At 64.6% G+C, this 22,266-nt stretch carries 19 protein-coding genes; 8 read left to right on the top strand and 11 right to left on the bottom strand.

What is annotated here, in order from left to right; all coding sequences use genetic code 11:
* The first annotated feature begins 128 nt into the window (after window positions 1–128).
* The 5 genes from AC0969_RS16035 (at window position 129) to mdoH (ending at window position 7,128) form a co-directional block, all read left to right on the top strand.
* Window positions 129–1,592 (top strand): HAMP domain-containing sensor histidine kinase, encoded by a 1,464-nt coding sequence (locus AC0969_RS16035; protein ID WP_479625149.1) that lies wholly within the window; start codon window positions 129–131, stop codon window positions 1,590–1,592.
* A complete protein-coding gene (locus AC0969_RS16030) occupies window positions 1,585–1,923 on the top strand; it encodes a hypothetical protein (RefSeq protein WP_479625148.1) in 339 nt (112 codons plus the stop codon). Before AC0969_RS16035 ends, AC0969_RS16030 begins: the two co-directional genes overlap by 8 nt.
* Window positions 1,920–3,308, top strand: a complete 1,389-nt coding sequence (locus AC0969_RS16025) for a sigma 54-interacting transcriptional regulator (protein WP_479625147.1) — start codon at window positions 1,920–1,922, stop codon at window positions 3,306–3,308. Before AC0969_RS16030 ends, AC0969_RS16025 begins: the two co-directional genes overlap by 4 nt.
* 176 nt (window positions 3,309–3,484) lie before the next feature.
* Window positions 3,485–5,002: a glucan biosynthesis protein G gene (locus AC0969_RS16020; RefSeq protein WP_479625146.1), complete on the top strand. Its 1,518-nt coding sequence runs from the start codon at window positions 3,485–3,487 to the stop codon at window positions 5,000–5,002.
* Window positions 4,999–7,128, top strand: coding sequence for a glucans biosynthesis glucosyltransferase MdoH (gene mdoH, locus AC0969_RS16015; RefSeq protein WP_479625145.1), 2,130 nt, complete (start codon window positions 4,999–5,001; stop codon window positions 7,126–7,128). Before AC0969_RS16020 ends, mdoH begins: the two co-directional genes overlap by 4 nt.
* Before the next feature lie 51 nt (window positions 7,129–7,179).
* On the opposite strand, the gene AC0969_RS16010 is transcribed toward mdoH, so the two are convergent.
* The 7 genes from AC0969_RS16010 to AC0969_RS15980 all read right to left on the bottom strand — a co-directional run bounded on the left by AC0969_RS16010 (window position 7,180) and on the right by AC0969_RS15980 (window position 13,252).
* A complete protein-coding gene (locus AC0969_RS16010) occupies window positions 7,180–8,172 on the bottom strand; it encodes a 2-hydroxyacid dehydrogenase (protein WP_479625144.1) in 993 nt (330 codons plus the stop codon).
* Window positions 8,173–8,175: 3 nt separating this feature from the next.
* The gene (locus tag AC0969_RS16005; protein ID WP_479625143.1) at window positions 8,176–9,120 is read right to left on the bottom strand and encodes a sugar kinase; all 945 of its coding nucleotides are present in this window, start codon (window positions 9,118–9,120) and stop codon (window positions 8,176–8,178) included.
* A gap of 4 nt (window positions 9,121–9,124) precedes the next feature.
* Window positions 9,125–9,916, bottom strand: coding sequence for an amino acid ABC transporter ATP-binding protein (locus tag AC0969_RS16000; protein WP_479625142.1), 792 nt, complete (start codon window positions 9,914–9,916; stop codon window positions 9,125–9,127).
* A gap of 21 nt (window positions 9,917–9,937) precedes the next feature.
* A complete protein-coding gene (locus tag AC0969_RS15995; RefSeq protein WP_479625141.1) occupies window positions 9,938–10,744 on the bottom strand; it encodes a transporter substrate-binding domain-containing protein in 807 nt (268 codons plus the stop codon).
* A 43-nt stretch (window positions 10,745–10,787) separates the two neighbouring features.
* Window positions 10,788–11,441: an amino acid ABC transporter permease gene (locus AC0969_RS15990; RefSeq protein WP_479625140.1), complete on the bottom strand. Its 654-nt coding sequence runs from the start codon at window positions 11,439–11,441 to the stop codon at window positions 10,788–10,790.
* Window positions 11,441–12,112, bottom strand: a complete 672-nt coding sequence (locus tag AC0969_RS15985; RefSeq protein ID WP_479625139.1) for an amino acid ABC transporter permease — start codon at window positions 12,110–12,112, stop codon at window positions 11,441–11,443. Before AC0969_RS15985 ends, AC0969_RS15990 begins: the two co-directional genes overlap by 1 nt.
* A 78-nt stretch (window positions 12,113–12,190) precedes the next feature.
* The gene (locus tag AC0969_RS15980) at window positions 12,191–13,252 is read right to left on the bottom strand and encodes a LacI family DNA-binding transcriptional regulator (protein ID WP_479625138.1); all 1,062 of its coding nucleotides are present in this window, start codon (window positions 13,250–13,252) and stop codon (window positions 12,191–12,193) included.
* 169 nt (window positions 13,253–13,421) lie between these two features.
* On the opposite strand from AC0969_RS15980, the gene argA reads away from it, so the two are divergent.
* Window positions 13,422–14,771 (top strand): amino-acid N-acetyltransferase, encoded by a 1,350-nt coding sequence (gene argA / locus AC0969_RS15975; protein ID WP_479625137.1) that lies wholly within the window; start codon window positions 13,422–13,424, stop codon window positions 14,769–14,771.
* Here the strand turns inward: argA and AC0969_RS15970 are convergent.
* Window positions 14,764–16,395, bottom strand: a complete 1,632-nt coding sequence (locus AC0969_RS15970; protein ID WP_479625136.1) for an HD domain-containing phosphohydrolase — start codon at window positions 16,393–16,395, stop codon at window positions 14,764–14,766. The genes argA and AC0969_RS15970 overlap by 8 nt on opposite strands.
* A 351-nt stretch (window positions 16,396–16,746) precedes the next feature.
* On the opposite strand from AC0969_RS15970, the gene AC0969_RS15965 reads away from it, so the two are divergent.
* Entirely contained in the window at window positions 16,747–19,002 is a 2,256-nt protein-coding gene (locus tag AC0969_RS15965; RefSeq protein WP_479625135.1) for a sensor domain-containing diguanylate cyclase, read from the top strand.
* Between the two features lie 25 nt (window positions 19,003–19,027).
* Window positions 19,028–19,936 carry an aldose 1-epimerase gene (locus tag AC0969_RS15960; RefSeq protein ID WP_479625134.1) on the top strand — a complete coding sequence of 303 codons (909 nt, stop codon included), beginning with the start codon at window positions 19,028–19,030 and terminating at the stop codon, window positions 19,934–19,936.
* Window positions 19,937–20,036: 100 nt separating this feature from the next.
* Here AC0969_RS15960 and AC0969_RS15955 read toward each other — a convergent pair whose 3' ends face one another.
* From AC0969_RS15955 to AC0969_RS15945, 3 genes are all read right to left on the bottom strand, one after another.
* Complete coding sequence (locus tag AC0969_RS15955; RefSeq protein WP_479625133.1) at window positions 20,037–20,957, bottom strand: SDR family oxidoreductase; 921 nt, start codon at window positions 20,955–20,957, stop codon at window positions 20,037–20,039.
* Between the two features lie 135 nt (window positions 20,958–21,092).
* Window positions 21,093–21,692, bottom strand: a complete 600-nt coding sequence (locus AC0969_RS15950; protein WP_479625132.1) for a TetR/AcrR family transcriptional regulator — start codon at window positions 21,690–21,692, stop codon at window positions 21,093–21,095.
* Between the two features lie 44 nt (window positions 21,693–21,736).
* Window positions 21,737–22,243, bottom strand: a complete 507-nt coding sequence (locus AC0969_RS15945) for a disulfide bond formation protein B (protein WP_479625131.1) — start codon at window positions 22,241–22,243, stop codon at window positions 21,737–21,739.
* Between the last annotated feature and the right edge of the window lie 23 nt (window positions 22,244–22,266).

Here is a 22,266-nt window from a genome sequence, read left to right as displayed (position 1 = left end):
CTACTTGCGCATATGGAATATGCACTAGAACCCTAAAAAGCTTAAATTTTCACGCGCAGAAACACCTGCTTACCCCTTCCATTGCTGCACTGCAACAAGCCCTTTTATACTGCGGAAAACCCTTGCTTATGCCCTTACGATTCTCCTTTCGCCAACTGCTGCTGCTCGCCTTCGTACTGATGGCGCTGCTGCTGGGCGCGGTGTCGCTCAGCGGCTTGCAGGCGCTGCAAGGCGTGCTGGCCCAAAGCCGCGAGGCCGGGCAGCAAAGCGTGCAGCTGAACCTGTCCACCCGGGGCCTGGCCGAGCGCAGTACCGACATGGAGCGGGCGGCACGCCAGTATCTGGTGCTGGGTGACGACGCTTTGCGCCAGCGCTTTGACGATGCTGCCAACCAGGCGCAGGCGCTGCTGCTGCCGTTGGGCCAGTACCCGCCCACGGCCGCGCTGGCCCAGCAGTGGCTGGCCTCGGTGGTGCGGGTGCGCAGCCAACTGGCCGACGGGCGGCTGGCCGTGGCCACCCGGGGCGAGGCGGTGGCGGCCGAGTTCCGCACGCTAGACAGCATTTCGCGCGGGCTGGCCTTGCAGGTGCAGCAAAGCATTGCCGAGCACAACCAAGAGGTGCAAAACGCATTGGAGACGCAGCGCAACCGCCAGGTGCAGCAGGTGCTGGTGGCCATCGTGGCGGCGGCCGTGGCGGCGCTGGCTTTTGGGCTGTGGCTGACCCAGCCGCTGCGCCGCCTGGGCCGGGCCATCGTGGCGCTGGGCGAAGGGCGGTTGAACGCGCCGGTGGTGATTCGCGGCCCGTCTGACCTGGCCAGCTTGGGCCGCCAGCTCGACGGGTTGCGCCTGCGCCTGACCGAGCTGGACGAAGACAAGGCACGCTTTCTGCGCCACACCTCGCACGAGCTCAAAACCCCGCTGGCCGCACTGCGCGAAGGCGTGGCCCTGCTAAGCGAGGGCGTGGGCGGTGCACTGGGCGCGGAGCAGGCCGAGATCGTCGGCATCTTGCAGCACAACACCGGCGTATTGCAGCAGCAGATTGAAGACCTGCTGCGCTACAACGCCGCCGCCTTCGATGCCCGCCAGTTACAGCGCCGCCCTACCCTGCTGCACGGGCTGGTGCAAGACGTGGTGCAGGCCCAGCGCCTGAGCTGGCAGGCACGCGGCCTGGCGGTGGTGGTCGAGGGCGATGCCACGCTATGCCACCCGGTAGACCCGGAGCGGCTGGGCATGGCGCTGGGCAATCTGCTGTCCAACGCCATCCGGTTCAGCCCGGCGGGTGGGCGCATCCGCTGGTGGGTGGGTCTGCTAGGCCGTGGCGAAGACCAGCACATCGCCCTGCAAATCGACGACGACGGCCCCGGCATTGCCGCCGCCGACCGCGAACACATCTTCGACCCGTTTTACCGGGGCAGCCACCAGCCGCCGCCCCCCCCATCCGACAGCCCGGCCAACCCACCCCGTGGCAGCGGCATCGGCCTGGCCATCGTGCGCGAGCAAGTCGCCGCCCACGGTGGGCAGGTGCGGCTGCTGGCCCATGCCAATGGCGCCTGCTTTCGCCTAGTTTTCCCCCTGAACACCGCCCATGCCTAACTACTCTGTGCTCCTTCTGTGCCTGGCCGTGCTGGTCGGTTGCACCACGCCGCCACCGCCGACCAGCCGACCGCCCGAACCGCAGCCGATCGCGGCACCACCGCCGCCTCCCCCACCGGAGCCGCTACCCACACCACCGCCCCCACTGCTGCCGCCCGCCGAAGACCCCACCCCGCCGCGTTGCCCCGACCCCAAGCGGCTGGAAGAACTGGTGGCCCGCCAAGCCCAACAGCTGCGCGACAGCCAGCGCCGCATCGACTTGCTCAATGAAAAGCTCGAAGCCCTGGTGGCGATTGAACGCAGCCTGACCCCGCGCAGCAAAACACCATGAGCCGCGCCACGATTCTGGTGGTGGACGACGATGCCGACATGCTGCGCCTGCTGTCGCTGCGCCTGGGCGCGGCGGGCCACCAGGTCACCGCCGTGGCCAGTGCCGAAACCGCACTGACCCGGCTGGAAGTGCTGCGGCCGCAACTGGTGCTGAGCGATGTGCGCCTGCCCGGCATGGATGGCCTGGCCCTGTTCGACGCGGTGCAGGCCCGACTGCCCGGCCTGCCGGTGATTCTGCTGACCGCCCACGGCAGCATCCCCGACGCGGTGGATGCCACCGTGCGCGGGGTCTTCAGCTACCTGACCAAGCCGTTTGACGGGCAGGCGCTGCTGGCGGCGGTGGGCCGGGCGCTGGCGGTGTCGGCCACGGCGCGGCCGCTGCCGGGCTCGGCGGGCGAGGCATGGCGGGAGGACATCGTCAGCCGCTCTGCCGTGATGGACGAGGTGCTGGCCGAGGCCCGACTGGTCGCGCCCAGCGATGCGTCGGTGCTGATCCGGGGCGAAAGCGGCAGCGGCAAAGAGCTGCTGGCCCGCGCCATCCACCGCGCCAGCCCGCGCGCCCACGGCCCGTTTGTGGCGGTAAATTGCAGCGCCATCCCCGAGGCGCTGCTGGAGTCCGAGCTGTTTGGCCACGTCAAGGGCGCGTTCACCGGCGCGGTGGCGCACCACCGGGGCCTGTTCCAGAGCGCCCACGGCGGCAGCCTGTTTCTGGACGAAATTGGCGACATGCCGCCCGCCTTGCAGGTCAAGCTGCTGCGCGTGCTGCAAGAGCGCCAGGTGCGGCCGGTGGGGGCGCAGCAGTCGGTGGATGTGGATGTGCGCATCGTCTCGGCCACCCACCGCGATTTAGAGGCCGCGCTGGCCAGTGGCGACTTCCGCGAAGACCTGTACTACCGCCTCAACGTGGTCACCCTGACCCTGCCGCCGCTGGCCGAGCGGCGCGAAGACATCGCCCTGCTGGCCCAGCACTTTTTGCAGCGCCTGGCCAGCAAGTACCACAAGCCACTGAAAGGCTTTGCGCCCGATGCCCTGGGCCAGCTGTCTACCGCCGCCTGGCCGGGCAATGTGCGGCAGCTGCACAACGTGGTGGAGCAGGTCTGCGCGCTATGCACCACGCCGCTGGTGCCACTGGCCCTGGTGCAGCGGGCGCTGCGCGTGCCCACGGTAGAGGTGCTGGGCTTTACCGAGGCCCGCAACCGCTTCGAGCGCGACTACCTGGTGGGCCTGCTCAAACTCACCGATGGCCAGGTGGCCGATGCGGCCCGGCTGGCCGAGCGCAACCGCACCGAGTTCTACCGGCTGCTGCAAAAGCACGGGCTCACGCCGGGGCTGTTCCGGGGCGACAGCGGCCCCAGCGGCCCCGAGTCGCCAGCCAGCGACAGTTGATTTTTCTTTACACATCAAGCAGTTAGCGACTCCACCCGCGCCCCGCGAGCGGGGGCCGTCGCGGATCAGCGACGCTTTGGCGGCCGCCAGCGCCCGCCGCACAGGCCCTAAAACCGCTAAGCGTTTGATCTGTATGGGTTTTCCGTGATGGCCTAGGGTTTGCACTGAGTACGGGCATGCAACGCTTCATCCGTACCCTCACCGTGCTTACGCTGGCCGCCCCGCTGCTGGTGTTGGCTACCGACTTCGATACCTTGGGCGAACGCGCCCGCACGCTGGCAGCCCAGCCCTACCGCCCCGTGCCCAGCCGCACGCCGGAGGTGCTGCGCAAGCTCACCTACGACCAGATGCGCGACATCCGCTTCAAGCCCGAGCAGGCGGCTTGGCGGGCCGAGCAACTGCCGTTCGAGCTGATGTTTTTCCACCTGGGCAAGTACCAAACCGAGCCGGTGCGCCTGCATGAAACCACGCCGGAAGGTGAGCGCCCCTTCACCTTCAACCCGCAAGATTTCAGCTACGGGGCCAACACGCTACAGCCCGCCACCTGGGGCGACATCGGCCACGCAGGTTTCCGCGTGCACTACCCGCTGAACAACCCGGCCTACAAAGACGAGCTGGTGGTGTTCCAGGGCGCCAGCTACTTCCGCGCCCTCAGCGCCGGGCTGCACTACGGCTTGTCGGCACGCGGTTTGGCGGTAGACACGGCGGGCGGCGGGGCGGAGGAATTCCCCCGCTTCACCGACTTCTGGATTGAGCGCCCGAAGACTGGAGCCACGGCGATGACCGTGCTGGTCCTGCTGGACTCGCCCCGCGTCTCCGGTGTCTACCGCTTCGAGATCGAACCCGGCAGCACGACGCGCATGACCGTCAAAGCCCGCCTGTACCTGCGCGATGCCCCCAACAACCCTATCCGCACCTTGGGGCTAGCCCCGCTGACCAGCATGTTCAGCTTTGGCGAAAACCAGCCCAGCCGCAGCGACTTTCGCCCCGAAGTGCACGACTCCGACGGCCTGATGCTGGCCAGCGGCGAGGGCGAATGGCTGTGGCGGCCACTGCAAAACCCGCGCCGCCCGCTGGTCACGTCCTTCACCACCCGCGCACCCAAAGGCTTTGGCCTGATGCAGCGCGACCGCAGCTTCGCCAGCTATGAAGACACCGAGGCGAGCTACGAGCGCCGCCCCTCGGCCTGGGTCACGCCGCTGGGCGACTGGGGCGCGGGCCGGGTCGAGCTGGTGCAACTGCCCACGCCGGATGAGACCCACGACAACATCGTCGCCTACTGGGTGCCCGCCGCCCTGCCCGCCCCCGGCCAGCCGCTGGACATTGCCTGGCGCGTGGACTGGCAAGGCGATGCCCAGCAACGCCCGCCGCAAGCCTGGGTGGCGCAAACCCGCGTCGGCCACAGCTTTGCCACGCTGGCGAAAAACGAGCAGCAGTACATCGTCGATTTCACCGGCCCGGCCCTGCCCAGCACGGGTGAATTGAAAGCCGTGGCCAGCGCCAACAGCAACGGCCGCATCACCGAACAAAACGTCTACCGCATCGAGTCCACCGGAGCCTGGCGCATGGCCCTGCGCGTGCAAACGCTGAACCCGGCGCAACCGGTGGAATTGCGCGCCTTTCTGACCGCCCCGACCACCGCTGGGCCCAACACGGTCAGCGAAACATGGACCTACATCCAGGCAGCACCATGAACCACACCCACACCCCCTCCGGCATGCCCCCCATCCAGCGCGGCTCCATGCGGGCGCAAGCTTGGCTCGGCCTGGTCGGTCGCCTGCGCGGCCAGCAGGCCCCGGCCGATGCGCCCTGGCGCACCAGCGCCGCCCAGCAGCCACCGCCCGCCTGGGAGGCGGCAGCCCAGCAGCGCCGCCATTGGCTGCTGTTCTGGATCGCCAGCGCCACCGTGTTTGCCACCGCCCTGCTGTGGCGGGCCCAGCCGGGGGCGGGCAGCGATGTGCTGCTGGCCGCGCAACTGGGTTTGTTTGCGCTGCTGTTCGCCTGGGTGTCGGCCGGTACCGTCACGGCGGTGATGGGCTTTTGGGTCACCCTGCGTGGCGACCCGCATGCGCTGTCGGCCCACAGTGCGGCGCACACCGTGCTGCCGCCGGATGCCCGCACGGCCGTCATCATGCCGATCTGCAATGAAGACGTGGCCACGGTGTTTGCCGGGCTGCGCGCCACCTGCGAGTCGCTCAGCAGCGCGGGCGCCGAGCGCTTGTTTGATGTGTTTGTGCTGTCGGACAGCAGCGACCCCGCCTTGCGCGCCGCCGAGCTCACCGCCTGGCAGGCCCTGCGCGAGCAGCTCGCGGGTACGGGCAGCACGCTGCGCGTGTACTACCGCTGGCGCCAGCACCGCACCCGCCGCAAGGCCGGTAACGTGGCCGATTTTTGCCGCCGCTGGGGCCGCAACTACCGCTACATGGTGGTGATGGATGCCGACAGCGTGATGGGCGGCGACACCCTGGTCACCCTGGCCCGGCTGATGGAAGCCCACCCCCGCGCCGGTATCTTGCAAACCGCCCCCCGCGCCTGCGGCCACGCCACCTTGCACGCCCGCGCCCAGCAGTTTGGCAGCCGCGTCACCGGGCGGCTGTTCACGGCGGGCATGCAGTTCTGGCAGCTGGGCGAGGCCCACTACTGGGGCCACAACGCCATCCTCCGCATCGCGCCCTTCATGCAGCACTGCGCCCTGGCCACCTTGCCGGGCAAGGGCGCGCTGGCGGGCGAAATCCTGTCGCACGACTTTGTCGAAGCCGCGCTGATGCGCCGTGCGGGCTATGAAGTCTGGCTGGTCAACGACCTGGAAGGCAGCTACGAGCAGCAACCGCCCCACCTGCTGGCCGAGCTGCAACGCGACCGCCGCTGGTGCCAGGGCAATCTGCAAAACGCCCGCCTGCTGACCGAACCCGGCCTGCGCCCTGTCCACCGCGCCATGCTGGCCACCGGAGCCATGTCCTACGTGTCGGCCCCGCTGTGGCTGCTGTACGTGGTGCTGGGCGCCGCGCTGTGGCTGCACGACAGCCAGATCCCGCTGTGGTCCAGCCGCAGCGTGGCCACGCTGTGGGCCTCCACTGCGCTGATGCTGGCCCTGCCCCGCGTGCTGGGCCTGGCGGCGGTGCTGCTGCGCGGTGAGCAAGCAGCCTTTGGTGGCAGCCTGAAACTGCTGGGCAGCACGGTGCTGGAGGCACTGATGTCCATGCTGCAAGCCCCCCTGCGCATGGCCGCGCACAGCCTGTTTGTGCTGGGGGCCCTGACAGGCTGGCGGCTGGAATGGACCTCGCCCCCGCGCGAAGCCAGCGACCTGCCCTGGGGCGATGCCGCCCAGCGCTTCGGCCCGCTGGGTATCGCCGTGGCCAGCCTGTTGGGCGCGGTGGCCTGGTTCGCCCCCGACTCGTTGCTGTGGCTGCTGCCTATGGGCCTGCCGCTGCTGCTGGCCGTGCCGTTTACCGTGCTGAGCAGCCGGGTAGGCCTGGGCCAGCGCCTGCAAAATGCCGGTTGGCTGCTGGTGCCGGAAGAAAGCCGTTCGCCCACGGTGCTGAAACAGGCTTGGCGCTATGCCCTTGCCGCCCAGACTCCCCGCGCCAACGCCACCCCTTGGCTGGCCGACCTGCCCCGCCTGGCCGCCCTGGCCCGCCAGGCCCTGGGCCCGCGCCACACCGGTCTGGGCCTGCGCGGCGAACAGCGCCGCCAGCGTGTGCTGCAACTCAGCCGCATGCACGGCGCAGTCACCAGCCCGGCCGAGCAGATGCGTTTCCTCAGCGAACCCCACAGCCTGCGCCTACTGCACGCCGCGCTGGCCGGGGATAGGATGCGCTAGATTGCTATATTTTTAATAGCTACTAGCGCATATTTAGTGTGCGCTAGCGGCCTAAAAAGCATGTAAACCTATAACCTGGGGGTATACAAATTCAGGCTGTTGCCCGGCCAGAGCCTGTAGCAGATTTGTGGTCGCCAACACGGCCATAGCGTGCCGGGTTTCAAAGGTGGCCGAGCCGGTGTGGGGCAACGCGGTCACCTTGGGGTGGGTGCGCAGGGGCGAATCCAGCGGCAGGGGTTCGGTGGCAAACACATCCAGCCCGGCGGCACGCAGCGTGCCGTGGTCGAGTGCGTGCAGCAAAGCGTCTTCTTGCACGATGGCACCCCGCGCGCCGTTGATGAAAATCGCCCCGGCCCGCATCAAACCAAACTCACGCGCTCCCATCAGCCCACGGGTCTCAGCCGACAAGGGGAGCACGGCGGCCACGATGTCGGAGCCGCGCAGCAATGCGTCCAGCGGGGTGTGGGCCACTTTGCCCAGCAGTGCCGGCTCTTTGCTGGCCACATCGACCGGGCTGCGGCTGTGGTACAGCACGGGCATGCCAAAGCCCAGCGCCGCACGCCGCGCCAGGGCCTGGCCGATGCGGCCAAAACCCAAGATACCCAAGGTTTTGCCGTGCACATCCCAGCCAAACAGGTCTTCACCGATGTTGCGCGTCCAGTGGCCGTTGCGCACATGGTTGGCCAATTCCACCGTGCGGCGGCTGCTGGCCATGATGAGTGAAAAAAGGGTGTCGGCCGTGGTTGCGGTCAGTACGCCCGGGGTGTGGCACAGCACAATGCCCCGCGCCGCCAGGGCGGGCAGGTCGTAGTTATCCACGCCCACCGAGATGCTGGAGATGACCTGCAGCCGGGGGGCGTGGGCCAGCAAGGCCGGGTCCACCGGGTAACTAGAGCCGATCATCCCGTCGGTATCGGCCAGCGCGGCGTGGAAGGCGGCGGCTTGCTCCGGCAGGCGCGGGTTGGCCACCGTTACATCGTGCAGGGCTTGCAGGCGCGCCAACTGGTCGGGCGGCAGCTCTCTAAAAACCAGTACCTTCTTCATGGTTCACATTCCTGCCAAAGTGAGTTCAGCCCGGGTGGGCAAGCCTTCGCTGTCGCCCAGCACCTGCACCGCCCGTGCGCCAATCCAGGCACCGCGCCGCACCGCCTCGGGCAGGCCCAGGCCATCGAGCAGCGCACTGACCACGCCCACCGCAAAGCCATCGCCCGCGCCCACGGTGTCCACCACCTGGGCGACGGGGAAGCCCGCCACATAGCCGCAACCCGCAGCGTCGTCAAAGTAAGCACCCTCGCTGCCCAACTTGACCACCACCCGTTGGGCGCCGCGCTGGCGGTAGAAGTGGGCGATGTCTTCGGGGCGGGTGGTGTGGGTCAGCAACCGCCCCTCCTCCAGTCCGGGCAGCACCCAGTCGGCACGCGTGGCCAGGTCGTTGATGGCGGCGCGCATGTGCTCGGTGGAGGCCCAGAGCCCGGGGCGCAGATTGGGGTCGAACGACACCGTGCGGCCCGCAGTGCGCATCAAGTCCATGCTTTTAACCGCTGCGGGCAAGGTGCTGGCCGAGACCCCGGCAAACACCCCCGTGGCGTGCAAGTGCCGGGCGCTAAGCAGCCAAGCTTCATCAATATCGGCCACACCCATATGGCTGGCGGCGGAGCCTTTGCGGTGCGATTCCACCAAGGGGTCGCGGCCATCTACCACCCGTTCCTTGAACTGGATGCCGGTGCGCTGCGACGCGTCAAGGACCACATGCGAGCAGTCGATGCCCTCAGACGACAGGGCGGCCAGCAGATAGCGGCCCATCGAGTCGGTGCCCAGGCGGCTGGCCCAGCCGACCTTGAAGCCCAGGCGCGCCAGGCCAATGGCGACATTGGTTTCGGCCCCGGCAGTGCGCTTGTGGAAGGCCGCCACCTGCTCCAGCGGGCCGGGCTGGTCGGCCACCAACAGCAGCATGGCTTCGCCAAAAGTGATTACGTCGAGTGCGTGGTCCATAGCTTTAGTGCGTCTGCGCCGTGTTGAGAATTTGCCCGAGGAAGTTGCGGGTGATCTCGTGTTGCGGGTGGTTAAAAAATTGCTGCGGCGGGGCCTGTTCCACGATTTTTCCGTTCGCCATAAAGATGACGCGGTCGGCCACGCTGCGCGCAAAACCCATTTCGTGGGTCACGCACAGCATGGTCATGCCGTCTTCGGCCAGGCCGATCATGGTGTCCAGCACCTCTTTCACCATCTCGGGGTCGAGTGCCGAGGTGGGTTCGTCAAACAGCATGATCTTGGGGGTCATGCACAGGGCACGGGCAATCGCCACCCGCTGCTGCTGCCCGCCCGAGAGCTGGCTGGGGTATTTGTGGGCCTGCTCGGGGATGCGCACCCGCGTCAGGTACTTCATGGCGATGGTTTCGGCCTCTTCCCGCCCCAAGCCGCGTGAGCGCATCGGCGCCAGGGTGCAGTTTTGCAGAATGGTCAGGTGTGGAAACAGGTTGAACTGCTGGAACACCATGCCCACTTCCTGCCGCACCGATTCCACGTTTTTACCGCCCGCCGTGAGGTCGATACCGTCCACCACGATGCGGCCCTGCTGCACCGTCTCCAGCCGGTTGATGCAGCGGATCAGGGTGGACTTACCCGAGCCCGAGGGGCCGCAAATCACAATCCGTTCCCCGGCCCGCACCTGGAGGTGGATGTCGGTAAGCACCTGGAACTGGCCATACCATTTGTTCATGGCTTCGATGCGGATGATGGGCTCTGCGCCGGTGGCATCCGGGCTGGGCGTGTGCAGGGTGTCGGTCATGGAAGCGCGTTTCTCGCTGGTTTATTGGAGCTTGGGCAGGTCGGTTTCCAGCCATTTGCGGTACAGCTTGTTGAGCTCGCCGTTGGCGGTGTTCTTGGCTACAAAGTCGTCCACGGTTTTCAGCAGCTCCGCCTGGCCGGGGCGCATGGCCACGGCCATGACCTGCTGGCGCAGCAAAAACTTGTTCTCAAAAGTATTGGCGGGGGCCCGCTTGTCGATCTGTGCGGCCACCGTGGTGGAGCAGCCGATGGCATCCACCTGGCCCGACATCAGGGCCTGCATGGCCGAGGCATCGTCGTCAAAGCGGCGGATTTCGGCGCCCTCGGGGGCCACGGCGGTCAGGGCCACGTCTTGCGTGCTGGCGCGGGCCACACCGACACGTTTGCCCTTCAAATCTGCGGCGGCCTTGATGCTGGCTTTCTTGTCGCCATACAGCACGATGCTGGCCGCCGCATAGGGTGCGGAGAACTGCACCTGCTTGGCGCGTTCCGGGGTGACGGCCAGCGAGGCGACCAGCAGGTCTACCTTGTTGGTGAGCAAAAAGGGAATGCGGTTGGGGCCGGTAACGGGCACCAGGGTGACCTTCACCCCCAGGTCTTTGCCCAGCAGGCGGGCCACGTCGGCGTCATAGCCGTCGGGCTGGTTGCTGCTGTTCATGGTGCCGTAGGGCGGAAAGTCCACCAGCATGCCAATGGTTAGCTCGCCTTTTTTCTTGACCTCGGCCAGGGTCTGTGCGCTGGCCTGTGGAGCCCACGCCGACAGGGTGGCGGCCATTGCCAGGGTCAGTGCGGCGGCGGTGAAGCTGCGGCGTTGCAGATGTTTAAGCATAGTGAAATCTCCGGTGGTTGCTGGGTAGAAGGAACGGGAAGAATCAGCGCGCCCGTGCGGCTGCGTGGCGACGCTCTAATTGCGCGGCCCAGAGCGACAAGGGCCAGCACAGCACAAAGTAAATGCCCGCCACGGCGCTGAAAACGATGAGCGGCTGAAAGGTGGCGTTGTTGATGATCTGGCCGGAGCGCGTGATCTCGGTGAAGCCAATGATGGCCGCCAGCGATGTGCCCTTGATGATTTGCACCATGTAGCCCACGGTGGGGGCCAGTGCAATCCGGCTGGCCTGCGGCAAGATGACATCCCGCATGCGCGACAGGTAGGGCAGGCTCAAGGCCTGCGCCGCCTCCCATTGCCCGCCCGGAATGGCCTGGATGCAACCGCGCCAGATTTCGCCCAGAAAGGCACTGCTGTTCAGCGTCAGAGCGACGCCCGCCGCGACCCAGGGGTTGATGTCCACACCCAGCACCGGAGCCCCAAAAAACACCAAAAACAGCTGCAACAGCAGCGGCGTACCCTGGAAAATCTGGATGAAAAGCCCCGATAGCCCACGCGCCACCGGGCTCTGGCTGGTCCGGCCCAGCGCCACCACCAGGCCGCCGATGCCACCGCCCACAAAGGCCATCATCGAGAGCGCCACGGTCCACTTGGCGGCTTCCAGAATGAACAAAAACTCGGACCAGCCAAAAGTACGCATTAACGGCCTACGGGGTAGTTAAGGGTGAGCCGGTACACCAGCCGAAACAAGGCGGAAAACGCCAGCGCCAGCGCCAGGTAAATGCCCGCCACGACGATGTAGATCTCAAAGCTGCGGAAGGTCTGCGATTGCAGGTTGGCCGCCACCGAGGTCAGGTCGTCCGCCGAAATCGCCGACACCACGCTGGAACTCAGCATTAGCAAGATGAACTGGCTGGTCAGCGCCGGGTACACCGTGCGCAGCGCGGGTTTCAAAATCACAAAGCGGAAGATTTCGCTGCGCTTGAGACTCAATGCCAGGCCGGCCTCAATCTGCCCCTTGGGGATGGATTCGATACCGGCGCGGATGATTTCCGTGGCGTAAGCCCCCAGGTTGACCACCATCGCGGTCAACGCGGCGGTATAGGCCGACCACCGCAGGCCCAGCGCGGGCAGGGCAAAAAAGAAAAAGAACAGCTGCACCAGAAACGGGGTGTTGCGGATCAGCTCAATGTAGATATTGATGAGCCAGCGCAAAGGGCGCGGCCCGGCGGTTTTGCCCCAGGCGCACACGATGGCCAGCAGCAAACCCAGCAACATGGACAGGATGGACAGCTGGATGGTGCTCAGGCTGCCTTTGACCAGCAGCGGCCAGGCTTTAAGTACATCACTGAATTGAAAGGTGTATTGCATGCGTTTTTAGAGTTTTACTGAAACCGGTTTCAGTGGATTATAAAAATGGGCTTGCAGCTACCGTAACTATGGGAAACCCTAGGCTTGAATCAAAGGCACGGAGGAGCCGCGTGGCACCAGGCGGCCCGACAGCAAAATCTGGCGCGGTGGCAGTGCTACGCCTTTCAGGCGCTCGATCAGGCAGTCGGCAGCAATCCGCCCCAGCTCATCGGTGGGCTGGGCAATGGTGCTCAAACCCGGCCCCACGTAGGGCGACCATTCGGTCTCGTCGAAGCCCACCAGGCCGATATCTGAACCTAACCGCCAGCCCAGTCGGGCCAAGGCCGCCACCACCCGCAAGGTGACCACCGCGTTGCTGGAGACCACGCCGGCCAGGCGCAGGTCCGCCCGTGCACGCAAGCTGCGCAGAGCCTGGTCCAGGCCATCCGGGTCATCGGCCACGGCTTCAAATGTGCTGCCGTGCAGCCCATCGCAGGTATCGGCAGACTCAGCCATGCAGTTGCGAAAAGCCCTCGCACGCTCCTCGCGGGAGCTCACTTCTTTGATGGGCTCGGACACAAACAGCAGCTCCCGGTACCCGGCAGCCACCAAATGCTCCACCCCCAAACGCACGGCCCCGGCGTTGTCCAGCGACACAAAATCCGACTGCATGCCCGGGTGGCGGCGGTCCACCAGCACCACGGGTTTGCCGAGGCCTGCCGCTTCGATGGAGGCCGTTGCATCCCGCCCCAGGGTGTTCAGAATGAAACCCTCCACCTGGTAGGCGGTCAGCGTCTCGATGGCTTCTTTTTCGCGCCCACCGTCATTACCCAGGTTGAACAGCATCAGCAGGTAACCGGCTTGCTGGCAGGCTTTTTCAGCACCGCGCAGCACCGCCACCGAAAAGGGGTTGGTGACATCCGCCACCACCAGCCCAATCAGCCGTGAGCGGCCGCGTTTGAGGGCTTGCGCCATAGGGCTGGGGCTGTAGGCAAGCGCGGCGATGGCCACTTCGACGCGGGTGGCAATGTCTTTGCTCAGCAGGGTGTCGCGGTGGTTTAGAAACCGGGAAACGGTGGCCTTGGAGACCCCGGCTGCGCGGGCCACATCGGCAATCGTGGCGCGCGCAGCAGTATTTTTAGAGGCGGATTTGGCAGGCATTTCAATGCAATAAATCGCAGTTTTAGAAAAGCCAACAGCATACCAATGAAATCGGTTTCAAACCATGACACCCCCCGTTGGAAGAGTACAAGGAAAAACCCTAGTGGCTGCTACACTTTTCCAACATCCACCTTACATCCACCCATAGCCCCGCACCGGCTACGCGCCCATGACCTCCGTTTTCAACTTCACCTTTGTGCCCTGGTTCCGCTCGGTCGCACCGTACATCCACAAGTTCCGCAACCAGACCTTTGTGGTGGGGATTGCGGGTGAGGCGATTGCGGCGGGCAAGCTGCCACATCTGGCACAAGACCTGGCCATGATCCAGAGCATGGGAGTCAAGATTGTGCTGGTGCACGGCTTTCGGCCGCAGGTGAACGAGCAGCTACTTGCCAAGGGCCATGTGCCCAAATATGCGAACGGCATCCGTATTACCGATGAGGTAGCCCTGGACTGCGCCCAAGAGGCCGCCGGCCAGCTGCGCTACGAGATCGAGGCGGCGTTCAGCCAGGGCCTGCCCAACACGCCGATGGCCGGGGCCACCATCCGGGTGATTTCGGGCAACTTCATCACCGCCCGGCCGGTGGGCATTGTGGACGGCATCGACTTTCAGCATTCGGGCGTGGTGCGCAAGGTGGATACCGGCGGCATCACCCGCGTGCTGGACATGGGGGCCATGCTGCTGCTGTCACCGTTTGGCTTTTCGCCCACCGGTGAGGCCTTCAACCTGACGATGGAAGAAGTCGCCACCTCAGTGGCCAGCGCCTTGCAGGCCGACAAGCTGATCTTTGTGACCGAGGTGCCCGGCATCCGCATGCGCCCGGACCAGCCCGAGAGCGAAGACAACCCTATCGACACCGAACTGCCCCTGGCCGTGGCCGAAAAGCTGCTGGCCGAGCTGCCCACCGCCAATCTGCCCACCGACACTGCGTTTTATTTGCAGCACTGCGTAAAAGCCTGCAAATCGGGCGTGGAACGCAGCCACATCATTCCGTTTGCGGTAGACGGCGCGATTTTGCTAGAGGTGTATGTGCACGACGGCATCGGCACGATGGTGGTGGACGAAAAACTAGAGAGCCTGCGCGAGGCGCTGGTGGACGACGTGGGCGGCATCCTGCAACTGATCGAGCCGTTCGAGAAAGACGGCACCCTGGTCAAGCGCAGCCGCACCGAGATTGAGCGCGATGCCGACCTGTACACCGTGGTGGAGCACGACGGCGTGATCTTCGCCTGCGCAGCGCTCTACCCCTACCCCGAGGCCCACACCGGCGAAATGGCAGCGCTGACCGTGTCGCCCCAGGTACAGGGCCAGGGCGATGGTGAAAAGGTGCTCAAGCGCATCGAGCAGCGCGCCCGTGCCGCCGGGCTGCAAAGCATTTTTGTACTGACCACGCGGACCATGCACTGGTTTATCAAGCGCGGCTTCGTGCAGGTAGACCCCGAGTGGCTGCCCGAAGCCCGCAAGCGCAAGTACAACTGGGACCGGAAGAGCCAGGTGCTGGTGAAAAAGCTTAGCTGAGGCGTTGCCCTGCATCCACCGGCAAGTCGATCTGCTCGGGGCTCAAGAACTGCTCGGCAAATTGGCGGTACACGCCCTGGCGCATAAATACGTCAAACAGATCGGGGTCGATGTGGCCGTTTTTGTTCAGGCGCACCAGAATCTCCAACGCCTTGGACAGCTTCATGCGCGGACGGTAGGGCCGGTCGGCGCTGGTCAGGGCCTCGAACAGATCGGCCAGGGCCAGCATGCGGGCTTGCAGCGACATCTGGTGCCGCGTCAGGCCCTTGGGGAAGCCGCTGCCATCCATGCGCTCCTGGCCCGCGCTGGCGTATTCGGGCACGTTTTTCAAGTGCTTAGGCCAGGGGACTTGCCCCAGCATGCTGTGGGTGGCGACCACGTGGTGGTTGACGATGCTGCGCTCCTGGGCGGTCAGGGTGCCGCGCAGGATGCTCAGGTTTTCCAGTTCGTTACTGCTTAAAAAAGGCTCTTGCACGCCGTCAGGGTTGCACCATTCGCGCTGCGTGCCGATGGCACGTACCTGGGCCAGTTGGGCATCGCCCATTACCTGCTGGGATTGGTTGACTTCGCGCAAAAACGCCCGGTCGGCATCGATGCGGGCCAGGGCCTCTTGGCATAGCTGCGCGGCGGCGGCTTCGGCGGCGGGGTCCACGCAGCTGCGCAGGGCCAGCTGCTGGCGCAGGGTGGCGATTTCGGCATCGCGCTTGAGCACTTCAAACCGGGTGCTGACAAGCTCAATGCGGTCAAACAGGGTTTGCAGCTTGGTGGCTTTGTCGGTCACGTGGACAGGCGTGGCGAGCTTGCCGCAGTCGTGCAGCAGGCCGGCGATTTTGAGCTCGTAGCGGTCGCGCTCGGTCATGTGGAAGTTGGCGTACGGCCCGTCGGTGGTGGCATCCACGGCGGCGGCCAGCATCATGGCGAGTGCAGGTACACGCTTGAAACGGTCGCGGGCGTAGGGCGATTTTTCGTCGATGGCGGTGTTGATCAGCTGCACAAACGACTCGAACAACGTCTCCATCTGGTTCACCAGCTGCCGGTTGCTCAGGGCAATGGCGGCCTGCGAGGCCAGCGACTCCACCAGGCGCTGGTCGGCCTCGGAGAAGGTGACGACCCGGTCCATGCCCGGCTCCAACGCGTTGATGAGTTGCAGCACACCGATGACTTCGCCCTCGAAGTTCTTCATCGGCACGGTCAGGAAGGACTGCGAGCGGTAGCCGGTGCGGGCATCGAAAGCCTTGGTGCCCGAGAAGTCGAAACCAGCCTCTACGTAGGCATCGGCAATGTTTACCGTGCGGTCGTGGATAGCAGCAAAGGTAGCCACCATGCTGTCGTTGAAAGCGCCCTCGGCGTTGATCAGTTGCAGTGGCGCAAAGTCAATCGGTTTGCCGCTGGTGCCACCCAAAAACAGTTTCAGGGACTTGGTGCGCATGGTCTCAAAGCGCAGCGCGCTGCCGTCTTCGGTCATGCGGTACACAGTGCCGCCATCGGCATGGGTGATGTTTTTGGCCGCTATCAGGATGCCTTCCAGCAGGCTAGGGAGATTGCGCTCTTTGGACAGCGCCACACCGATGGTATTGAGCTGATCGAGTCGGCTGAGCAGGTCGCCGACGAGGTCCTTCGCCATAATTGCACCGTCCTGAAAAGTGGGTAGAACTTACGTTACCCCCGGGCGAACAGGCAGACTGGGCATCCGTCCTGGTGGAGTTTGTACACGTTTGTAAACAGACGAGATTAACACCAAATTTGCCGAATAAAGTTCACAAGAATTGCCCACAATAATGGTAAACATGGGTCGGCAGCCGATGCAATTTTTGGCGTTAGACTGGTCTGGCTGCTATGAAAAATCATCCATGATGCCACCCGACGCCCCGCCAGACACCATCGAGGACCGCGCGCAGTGAGGTACCAAGAGACCAGTACCCCGCACCGTCCGCCATGGCGGGCAAGCCGACATACCCGTGAATGGTGCGTACTCTTGCTGGCGCTGGCACTGCTGGCCAGCGCTATGGGCTGGGAGCTTTACCGCAAGCATGGCAACAACCGGATGCGCGAGCAAACGCAGCTGCAAAACCAGGCCCGCGTGGTCGAGGAAAACCTGATCCGCCAGATGCAAGGTGTCAACAGTGCCATCACCGGCATCCGCTATGACATGTTCTACGGCGACCACGCAACAGATTCCAGCCACACCACGCGCCACCTGCAAATGCTGGCCGATGCCATGCCGGGCGTGCGGGCCATCACCGTGCTGGACCACAACGGCATCGTGGTGGGCGGCAACCGCAATTTCTTGCTGGGCAACGACTTCAGCACCCGGCCGTACTTCACGGTGCCACGGGTGCAGCCCGACTACGCAACGCTGTATGTATCGCAACCGTTCCTATCGGTGCTGAACATCTATGTATTGGGTGTCAGCAAGGCGGTATCCAACGATGCCGGGCAATTTGCGGGGGTGATTGCCGCCATTCTGGACCCCGACTATTTCGACATCGTGATGCGCTCGGTGGTTTACGCACCCGACATGGCCGTCAGCATTGCCCACGGTGATGGCAAGGTGTTTTTAGTGACCCCACCCGGCCAGAATGTGCAAGACCAGGACGAAAACCTGTCCGGCTCTTTTTTTCGCGCGCATGTGGATTCCGGCAGTGCAAGCAGCAATTTTGTAGGCCCGTCCACGCGCTCCGGCAGGGCCCGCATGGTTGCCATGCGCAACATCATTCCGACGGAATTGCGCATGAACAAGCCACTGACCATCGCGGTCAGCCGCGATCTGGCGGCGGTCGATGCCCCCTGGTGGACCGAAGCGCAGACGGCAGCCGGTGTGCTTGGGTTGATCTGTGTCGGTGCCAGCCTGGCCATGGCCTATGTACACAACCGCCGCCGGGCGCTCCAGCAAGCCCATGCCACGGCCCAGAAAGCGTTGCAAGAAACCGCTCGCCGCTTCGAGTTTGGGCTCAAAGGAGCCGATCTGGGCCTGTGGGACTGGCACCTGCCAGACGACACGCTCACCATCAATGAGCGCGAATGGCAGATGATGGGATTGACACCGCGCACCGAACCGCTGAAGGCGCTTTTCTGGCAAAGCCTGATCCACCCGCAAGACCTGTCCGCCGTGCGCGTGGCATTTTTATCCCACACCGAAGGCCACGCCCCCGTCTACAAGGTGGAGCACCGCATGCAGCACAGCGATGGCCACTGGGTCTGGGTGCTGAGCCACGCCATGGTGATTGAACGCAATGCAGAAGGCAAGGCGGTGCGCATGTTGGGCACGCACCTGGACATTTCAGAGCGCAAACAAGCCGAGGCCGAGTTGGCCGCTGCCACCGCCTTGCAGCGCCGCACGGGTGAAATCGCCAAAATCGGTGGCATACAGGTCGAGCTGCCCAGCCTGCAACAAACCTGGACCGCCGAGGTGTTCCACATCCACGACATGGCCGTGGGCACGCCGCCGCCATTTGACGAGGTGCTGAACGACTTCGCCCCCCACTCCCGTGCTGCCCTGCAAGCCGCAACCCGCGCCGCCATTGAACACGGAACCGCCTGGACGCTGGAGCTGGAAATGACCACCGCGCTGGGCCGCCACGCGTGGGTCCGCTCGAAAGGCGAAGCCGTGCTGCAAGACGGCGTGCCGGTACGCATCATGGGTACGCTGCAAGACATCACCGAGCGCATTCAGTTTCTAGCCGAGTTGCAACGCGCCAACGCGCAGCTCGCCCAGCTCACCATCACCGACGGCCTGACCGGTGTGGGCAACCGGCGCTCATTCGACCAAAGCCTGCTCTCCGAATGGATCCGCAGCGCGCGCCAAAAGCAGCCCCTGGCCCTGCTGATGATCGACATTGACCACTTCAAGCTCTACAACGACAGCTACGGCCACCAAGGCGGCGATGCCTGCCTGCGCGAGGTTGCCCGGCTACTAAACAACTGCGTCTACCGCCCCGGCGAACTGCTAATGCGCTACGGTGGCGAAGAATTTGCGATTTTGTTGCTGGACACCGACAGCATTGGCGCCTGCGTTGTTGCGCAGCGCTGCCTGGACAGCATCCAGCACGCAGGCCTGCCGCACAACGCCTCCCCAGTCAGCCGCTGCGTTAGCCTCAGCATCGGTGTCGCCAGCAGCATCCCCAGCCCAGAAGCGCGGCCTGAAGACCTGGTCGCCCAGGCCGATACCGCGCTTTACCAAGCAAAACACCAAGGCCGCGCCCGCTATGTGTGCGCATCCCAACAGCCATAAACACAGGCCCACAACCCGCCGAACCATGACCCCAACCCTCACATTACACACCGGTGAACTCATCGCCACCTTGGCCCCCAGCGTGGGCGGCTCCATTGCCAGCTTCTACAGCCAGCGCGGCAGCCAGCAACAGCACTGGCTGCGCCCCAACAACGCCCCCAACCCGGCCATGCCCTGGGCGATGGCCAGCTTCCCGCTGGTGCCCTACGCCAACCGCATCCGCGATGGCCGCAGCAGTTTTGGCCCGCGTCCGCTGAACCTGGCGGCCAACTACCCCGACTCGCAGCACGCCATCCACGGCACAGCCTGGCAACAGCCCTGGCAGGTGGTGGAGGTGGGTGCCGACCATGCCACCCTGGCGCTGGACAGCCCGCCCGGCAGCAACGGACATTGGCCCTACGCCTTCCGCGCAGAGCAGCGCTTCACGCTGGATGCACAGGCTGGTTTGACGGTGGCGCTGTCGGTCACCAACACCGACACGGTGGACCAGCCCGTGGGCCTGGGCCACCACCCCTACCTGCCGCACCGGGCCGGTACGCGCCTGACCACCAGCGTGCAAGCCATGTGGGGCGGCGATGCGGAGGTGATGCCCACCACACTGCAAACCCCGGCGTTTTTGGACACCCTGCGCAGCGGCATCACGCTGGACACGCTGGACCTGGACAACAACTTCACCGGCTGGATGCACACCGCCCGCGTCGATTGGCCCGACACCGGCACCGCCCTGGTGATGACCGCACAGGCCCCTTTCGACTACTTCGTGCTGTATTGCCCCAAAGGAGCCGACATGTTCTGCATCGAACCCGTGAGCAACTGCACCGACTGGATGAACCTGGCGCAAAAAGGCCAGAGCGATGTAGGCGGCCAACTGCTGCCCCCTGGTGCCACCCTGCACACCAGCATGGCGTTGCAGCCCCTGTGGCCCCAAAATTAATAGGGGTCAGACCCCTATTTTGCTATTTATTTAATAGCTACTAGCGCACATAAAATATGCGCTAGAGCCTGTTTTTATATAAATATATTCATCGCAGGATTCATGGGCTTGGCAACCAGTGCGCCCCGGTCAACTCCTCCGACACATCCCATAAGCGGGCTGCTGTGTCGGCATCCTGCCCAGGCCGGGCCACCTGGGCCCGGTGCGGCGGGCCTTTGAGTTCGGACCACCCACGCGGCCCGTAGTAGGCACCGGGCTGGGCTTGCGGGTCCACGGCGGCGAACAGCGTGGGCAAGGCGCCTTGCGCGGCTGAATGGCTGACCAGGGGCTGCACCCACCGGTTCAAGGTAGACAACACCGAACCCAGCTTCGGCCCATTGGCAATCAGCGCGGTGCGCGCAAAGCCCGGGTGGGCCGCGTAGCTATGCAGGCCCCAGCCCTCGCTCTGGCTGCGGCTCTGCAACTCCCCGCTGAACAGCAGCATCGCCAGCTTGGACTGCCCATACGCCGCCCAGGCTTTATAGCGCCCCTCCCACTGCAAATCACCAAACTGTATGGCCGCACGGCGGTGCGCAATGCTGCTGAGGTTGACCACCCGCGCCGCACCCTGGCACAGCAGCGGCAGCAGCCGGGCCGTCAAGGCGAAATGGCCCAGATAGTTGGTGCCGAACTGCAATTCAAAGCCGTCCACCGTGGTCTGGCGCTGCGGCGGCATCATCACCCCGGCGTTGTTGACCAGGATGTGGAGGGGCTGCGCCTCGGCCCGCAGCCGGTCGGCAAAGGTATAAATGGACACCAGGCTGGCCAAATCCAGCAGCTCAAACCGCACCCGTGCCTGGGGCAGCATGCGCAGGATGTGGCGCACGGCATCGGCGCCTTTTTTTACATTGCGCCCAGCCAAAATCACTTCCGCCCCCGCCCCCGCCAGGGCCAGCGCGGCCTCGAATCCCAGCCCGCCCACCCCGGTGACCACCGCCCGCTTGCCGTTTTGTGGCGGCATGTGTTGCACGGTCCAATCCATAAGCGCTCCTTTATGCGTGAGTAATCACGCAACTAAAATCAAAAAATGATCCAACCCACAACTTACCAACTGAACGCATGCCCGCCAAAAAGCTGCGCAGCGCTACAGCTTAGGGGATGGATAGTTACGGGGGTATTACTGCGTCGCTACGGCGTGCGACTGTACACAGGCAACGCCGTTCCACCACATCTCGAAGCCGATGCGCTGGTAGTGTTCTGCCCTATCCGGTTCTCGGGCCATAAAGGCCATGGTGACTTCGCCCAGGCGTGCCATGCACGACCAGATGAAGTCGACCGGGTAGTCGCGCAGCACTTGGTTGGCAATGCTGGTGCAGCAGACATGCTCAATGGAGACAAACAAGGCGGACACACTGGCGCGCGTCGCGTCGGTGATGGCGGTGGCGGTAACCAGTTGGTCCATCACCTGCTTTTTGGTCCGGTTGACCATACCCCAGCGGACATGGCTGTTCCAGATGTACTGCAACTGCTGGCGGATGGCCGCATGGTGCGGAAAGCCGCCCAGCAGGTTGTCGGCCATCTCGCGTTTGATGTGGAGGTACAGCGCGTTGACCAGCGCGTCCTTGGTTTTGAAATAGGTGAACAGCGTGCCCTCGGCCACCCCCGCCGCCTTGGAAATAGCCGAAGTAGGCGTAGCCGCCAGCCCGCGCTGCGCGATCAGCTGGATAGCGGCATCCAGGATGGCGGCGTGCTTGTCTTCGCTGCGGGGTCGGGCCATAAGGTCAAAATATTAATTGAGTGAATACTCAATTATAAGCAGGCTTACCGGCGCTGCGGTGTGCGGGCTAAAAACACCAATGCCAGTACCAAGATCAGCGCAAAGCAGACAAACGACCAGTTGGCAATCGAGCCGCCCAGAAAGGTCCAGTCCACCACGGTGCAGTCGCCGCCGCCCTTGAAGATCATGGGAATGGCACGCTTGAGGGGGAAGGTTTCGATCATGCCGTACAGGTCGCGACCGCAGGTGGCCACTGCCGGCGGATACCACTGCAAAAAGCTTTGGCGGGCCGCTACAAAGGCACCGAAGCCCGCGATCAGCAAGAGCACCACCACACCGCCAGTTTGCAAGCCTTTTCTGCCGCTAGCGCTTACAAAACCTGCGCTGATAGCTACCAAAACGAGAGCATACCGCTGCACGATGCACATCGGGCACGGCTCCAGCCCCACCACGTGCTGCAAGTACAAACCAAAGGCCAGCAGGCCGATACAACCCAGGCACACCAGCAGCCACACGCGGCGCGGGGCGGAATCTATCCAATTCAACAACATCCATAGCTTTCAAAAAATGGCCG

The organism is Rhodoferax sp. LB1P47, from assembly GCF_056521445.1.
The sequence above is the reverse complement of the archived record's forward strand: the minus strand, read 5'-3'. Positions and strand labels throughout refer to the sequence as shown.

What these genes read in the sequence shown, in the direction of transcription:
- AC0969_RS16035 (WP_479625149.1), top strand. Translation starts at nt 129, where the DNA reads ATGCCCTTACGATTCTCCTTTCGCCAACTGCTGCTGCTCGCCTTCGTA.
- AC0969_RS16030 (WP_479625148.1), top strand. Translation starts at nt 1,585, where the DNA reads ATGCCTAACTACTCTGTGCTCCTTCTGTGCCTGGCCGTGCTGGTCGGT.
- AC0969_RS16025 (WP_479625147.1), top strand. Translation starts at nt 1,920, where the DNA reads ATGAGCCGCGCCACGATTCTGGTGGTGGACGACGATGCCGACATGCTG.
- AC0969_RS16020 (WP_479625146.1), top strand. Translation starts at nt 3,485, where the DNA reads ATGCAACGCTTCATCCGTACCCTCACCGTGCTTACGCTGGCCGCCCCG.
- mdoH (WP_479625145.1), top strand. Translation starts at nt 4,999, where the DNA reads ATGAACCACACCCACACCCCCTCCGGCATGCCCCCCATCCAGCGCGGC.
- AC0969_RS16010 (WP_479625144.1), bottom strand. Translation starts at nt 8,172, where the DNA reads ATGAAGAAGGTACTGGTTTTTAGAGAGCTGCCGCCCGACCAGTTGGCG.
- AC0969_RS16005 (WP_479625143.1), bottom strand. Translation starts at nt 9,120, where the DNA reads ATGGACCACGCACTCGACGTAATCACTTTTGGCGAAGCCATGCTGCTG.
- AC0969_RS16000 (WP_479625142.1), bottom strand. Translation starts at nt 9,916, where the DNA reads ATGACCGACACCCTGCACACGCCCAGCCCGGATGCCACCGGCGCAGAG.
- AC0969_RS15995 (WP_479625141.1), bottom strand. Translation starts at nt 10,744, where the DNA reads ATGCTTAAACATCTGCAACGCCGCAGCTTCACCGCCGCCGCACTGACC.
- AC0969_RS15990 (WP_479625140.1), bottom strand. Translation starts at nt 11,441, where the DNA reads ATGCGTACTTTTGGCTGGTCCGAGTTTTTGTTCATTCTGGAAGCCGCC.
- AC0969_RS15985 (WP_479625139.1), bottom strand. Translation starts at nt 12,112, where the DNA reads ATGCAATACACCTTTCAATTCAGTGATGTACTTAAAGCCTGGCCGCTG.
- AC0969_RS15980 (WP_479625138.1), bottom strand. Translation starts at nt 13,252, where the DNA reads ATGCCTGCCAAATCCGCCTCTAAAAATACTGCTGCGCGCGCCACGATT.
- argA (WP_479625137.1), top strand. Translation starts at nt 13,422, where the DNA reads ATGACCTCCGTTTTCAACTTCACCTTTGTGCCCTGGTTCCGCTCGGTC.
- AC0969_RS15970 (WP_479625136.1), bottom strand. Translation starts at nt 16,395, where the DNA reads ATGGCGAAGGACCTCGTCGGCGACCTGCTCAGCCGACTCGATCAGCTC.
- AC0969_RS15960 (WP_479625134.1), top strand. Translation starts at nt 19,028, where the DNA reads ATGACCCCAACCCTCACATTACACACCGGTGAACTCATCGCCACCTTG.
- AC0969_RS15955 (WP_479625133.1), bottom strand. Translation starts at nt 20,957, where the DNA reads ATGGATTGGACCGTGCAACACATGCCGCCACAAAACGGCAAGCGGGCG.
- AC0969_RS15950 (WP_479625132.1), bottom strand. Translation starts at nt 21,692, where the DNA reads ATGGCCCGACCCCGCAGCGAAGACAAGCACGCCGCCATCCTGGATGCC.
- AC0969_RS15945 (WP_479625131.1), bottom strand. Translation starts at nt 22,243, where the DNA reads ATGTTGTTGAATTGGATAGATTCCGCCCCGCGCCGCGTGTGGCTGCTG.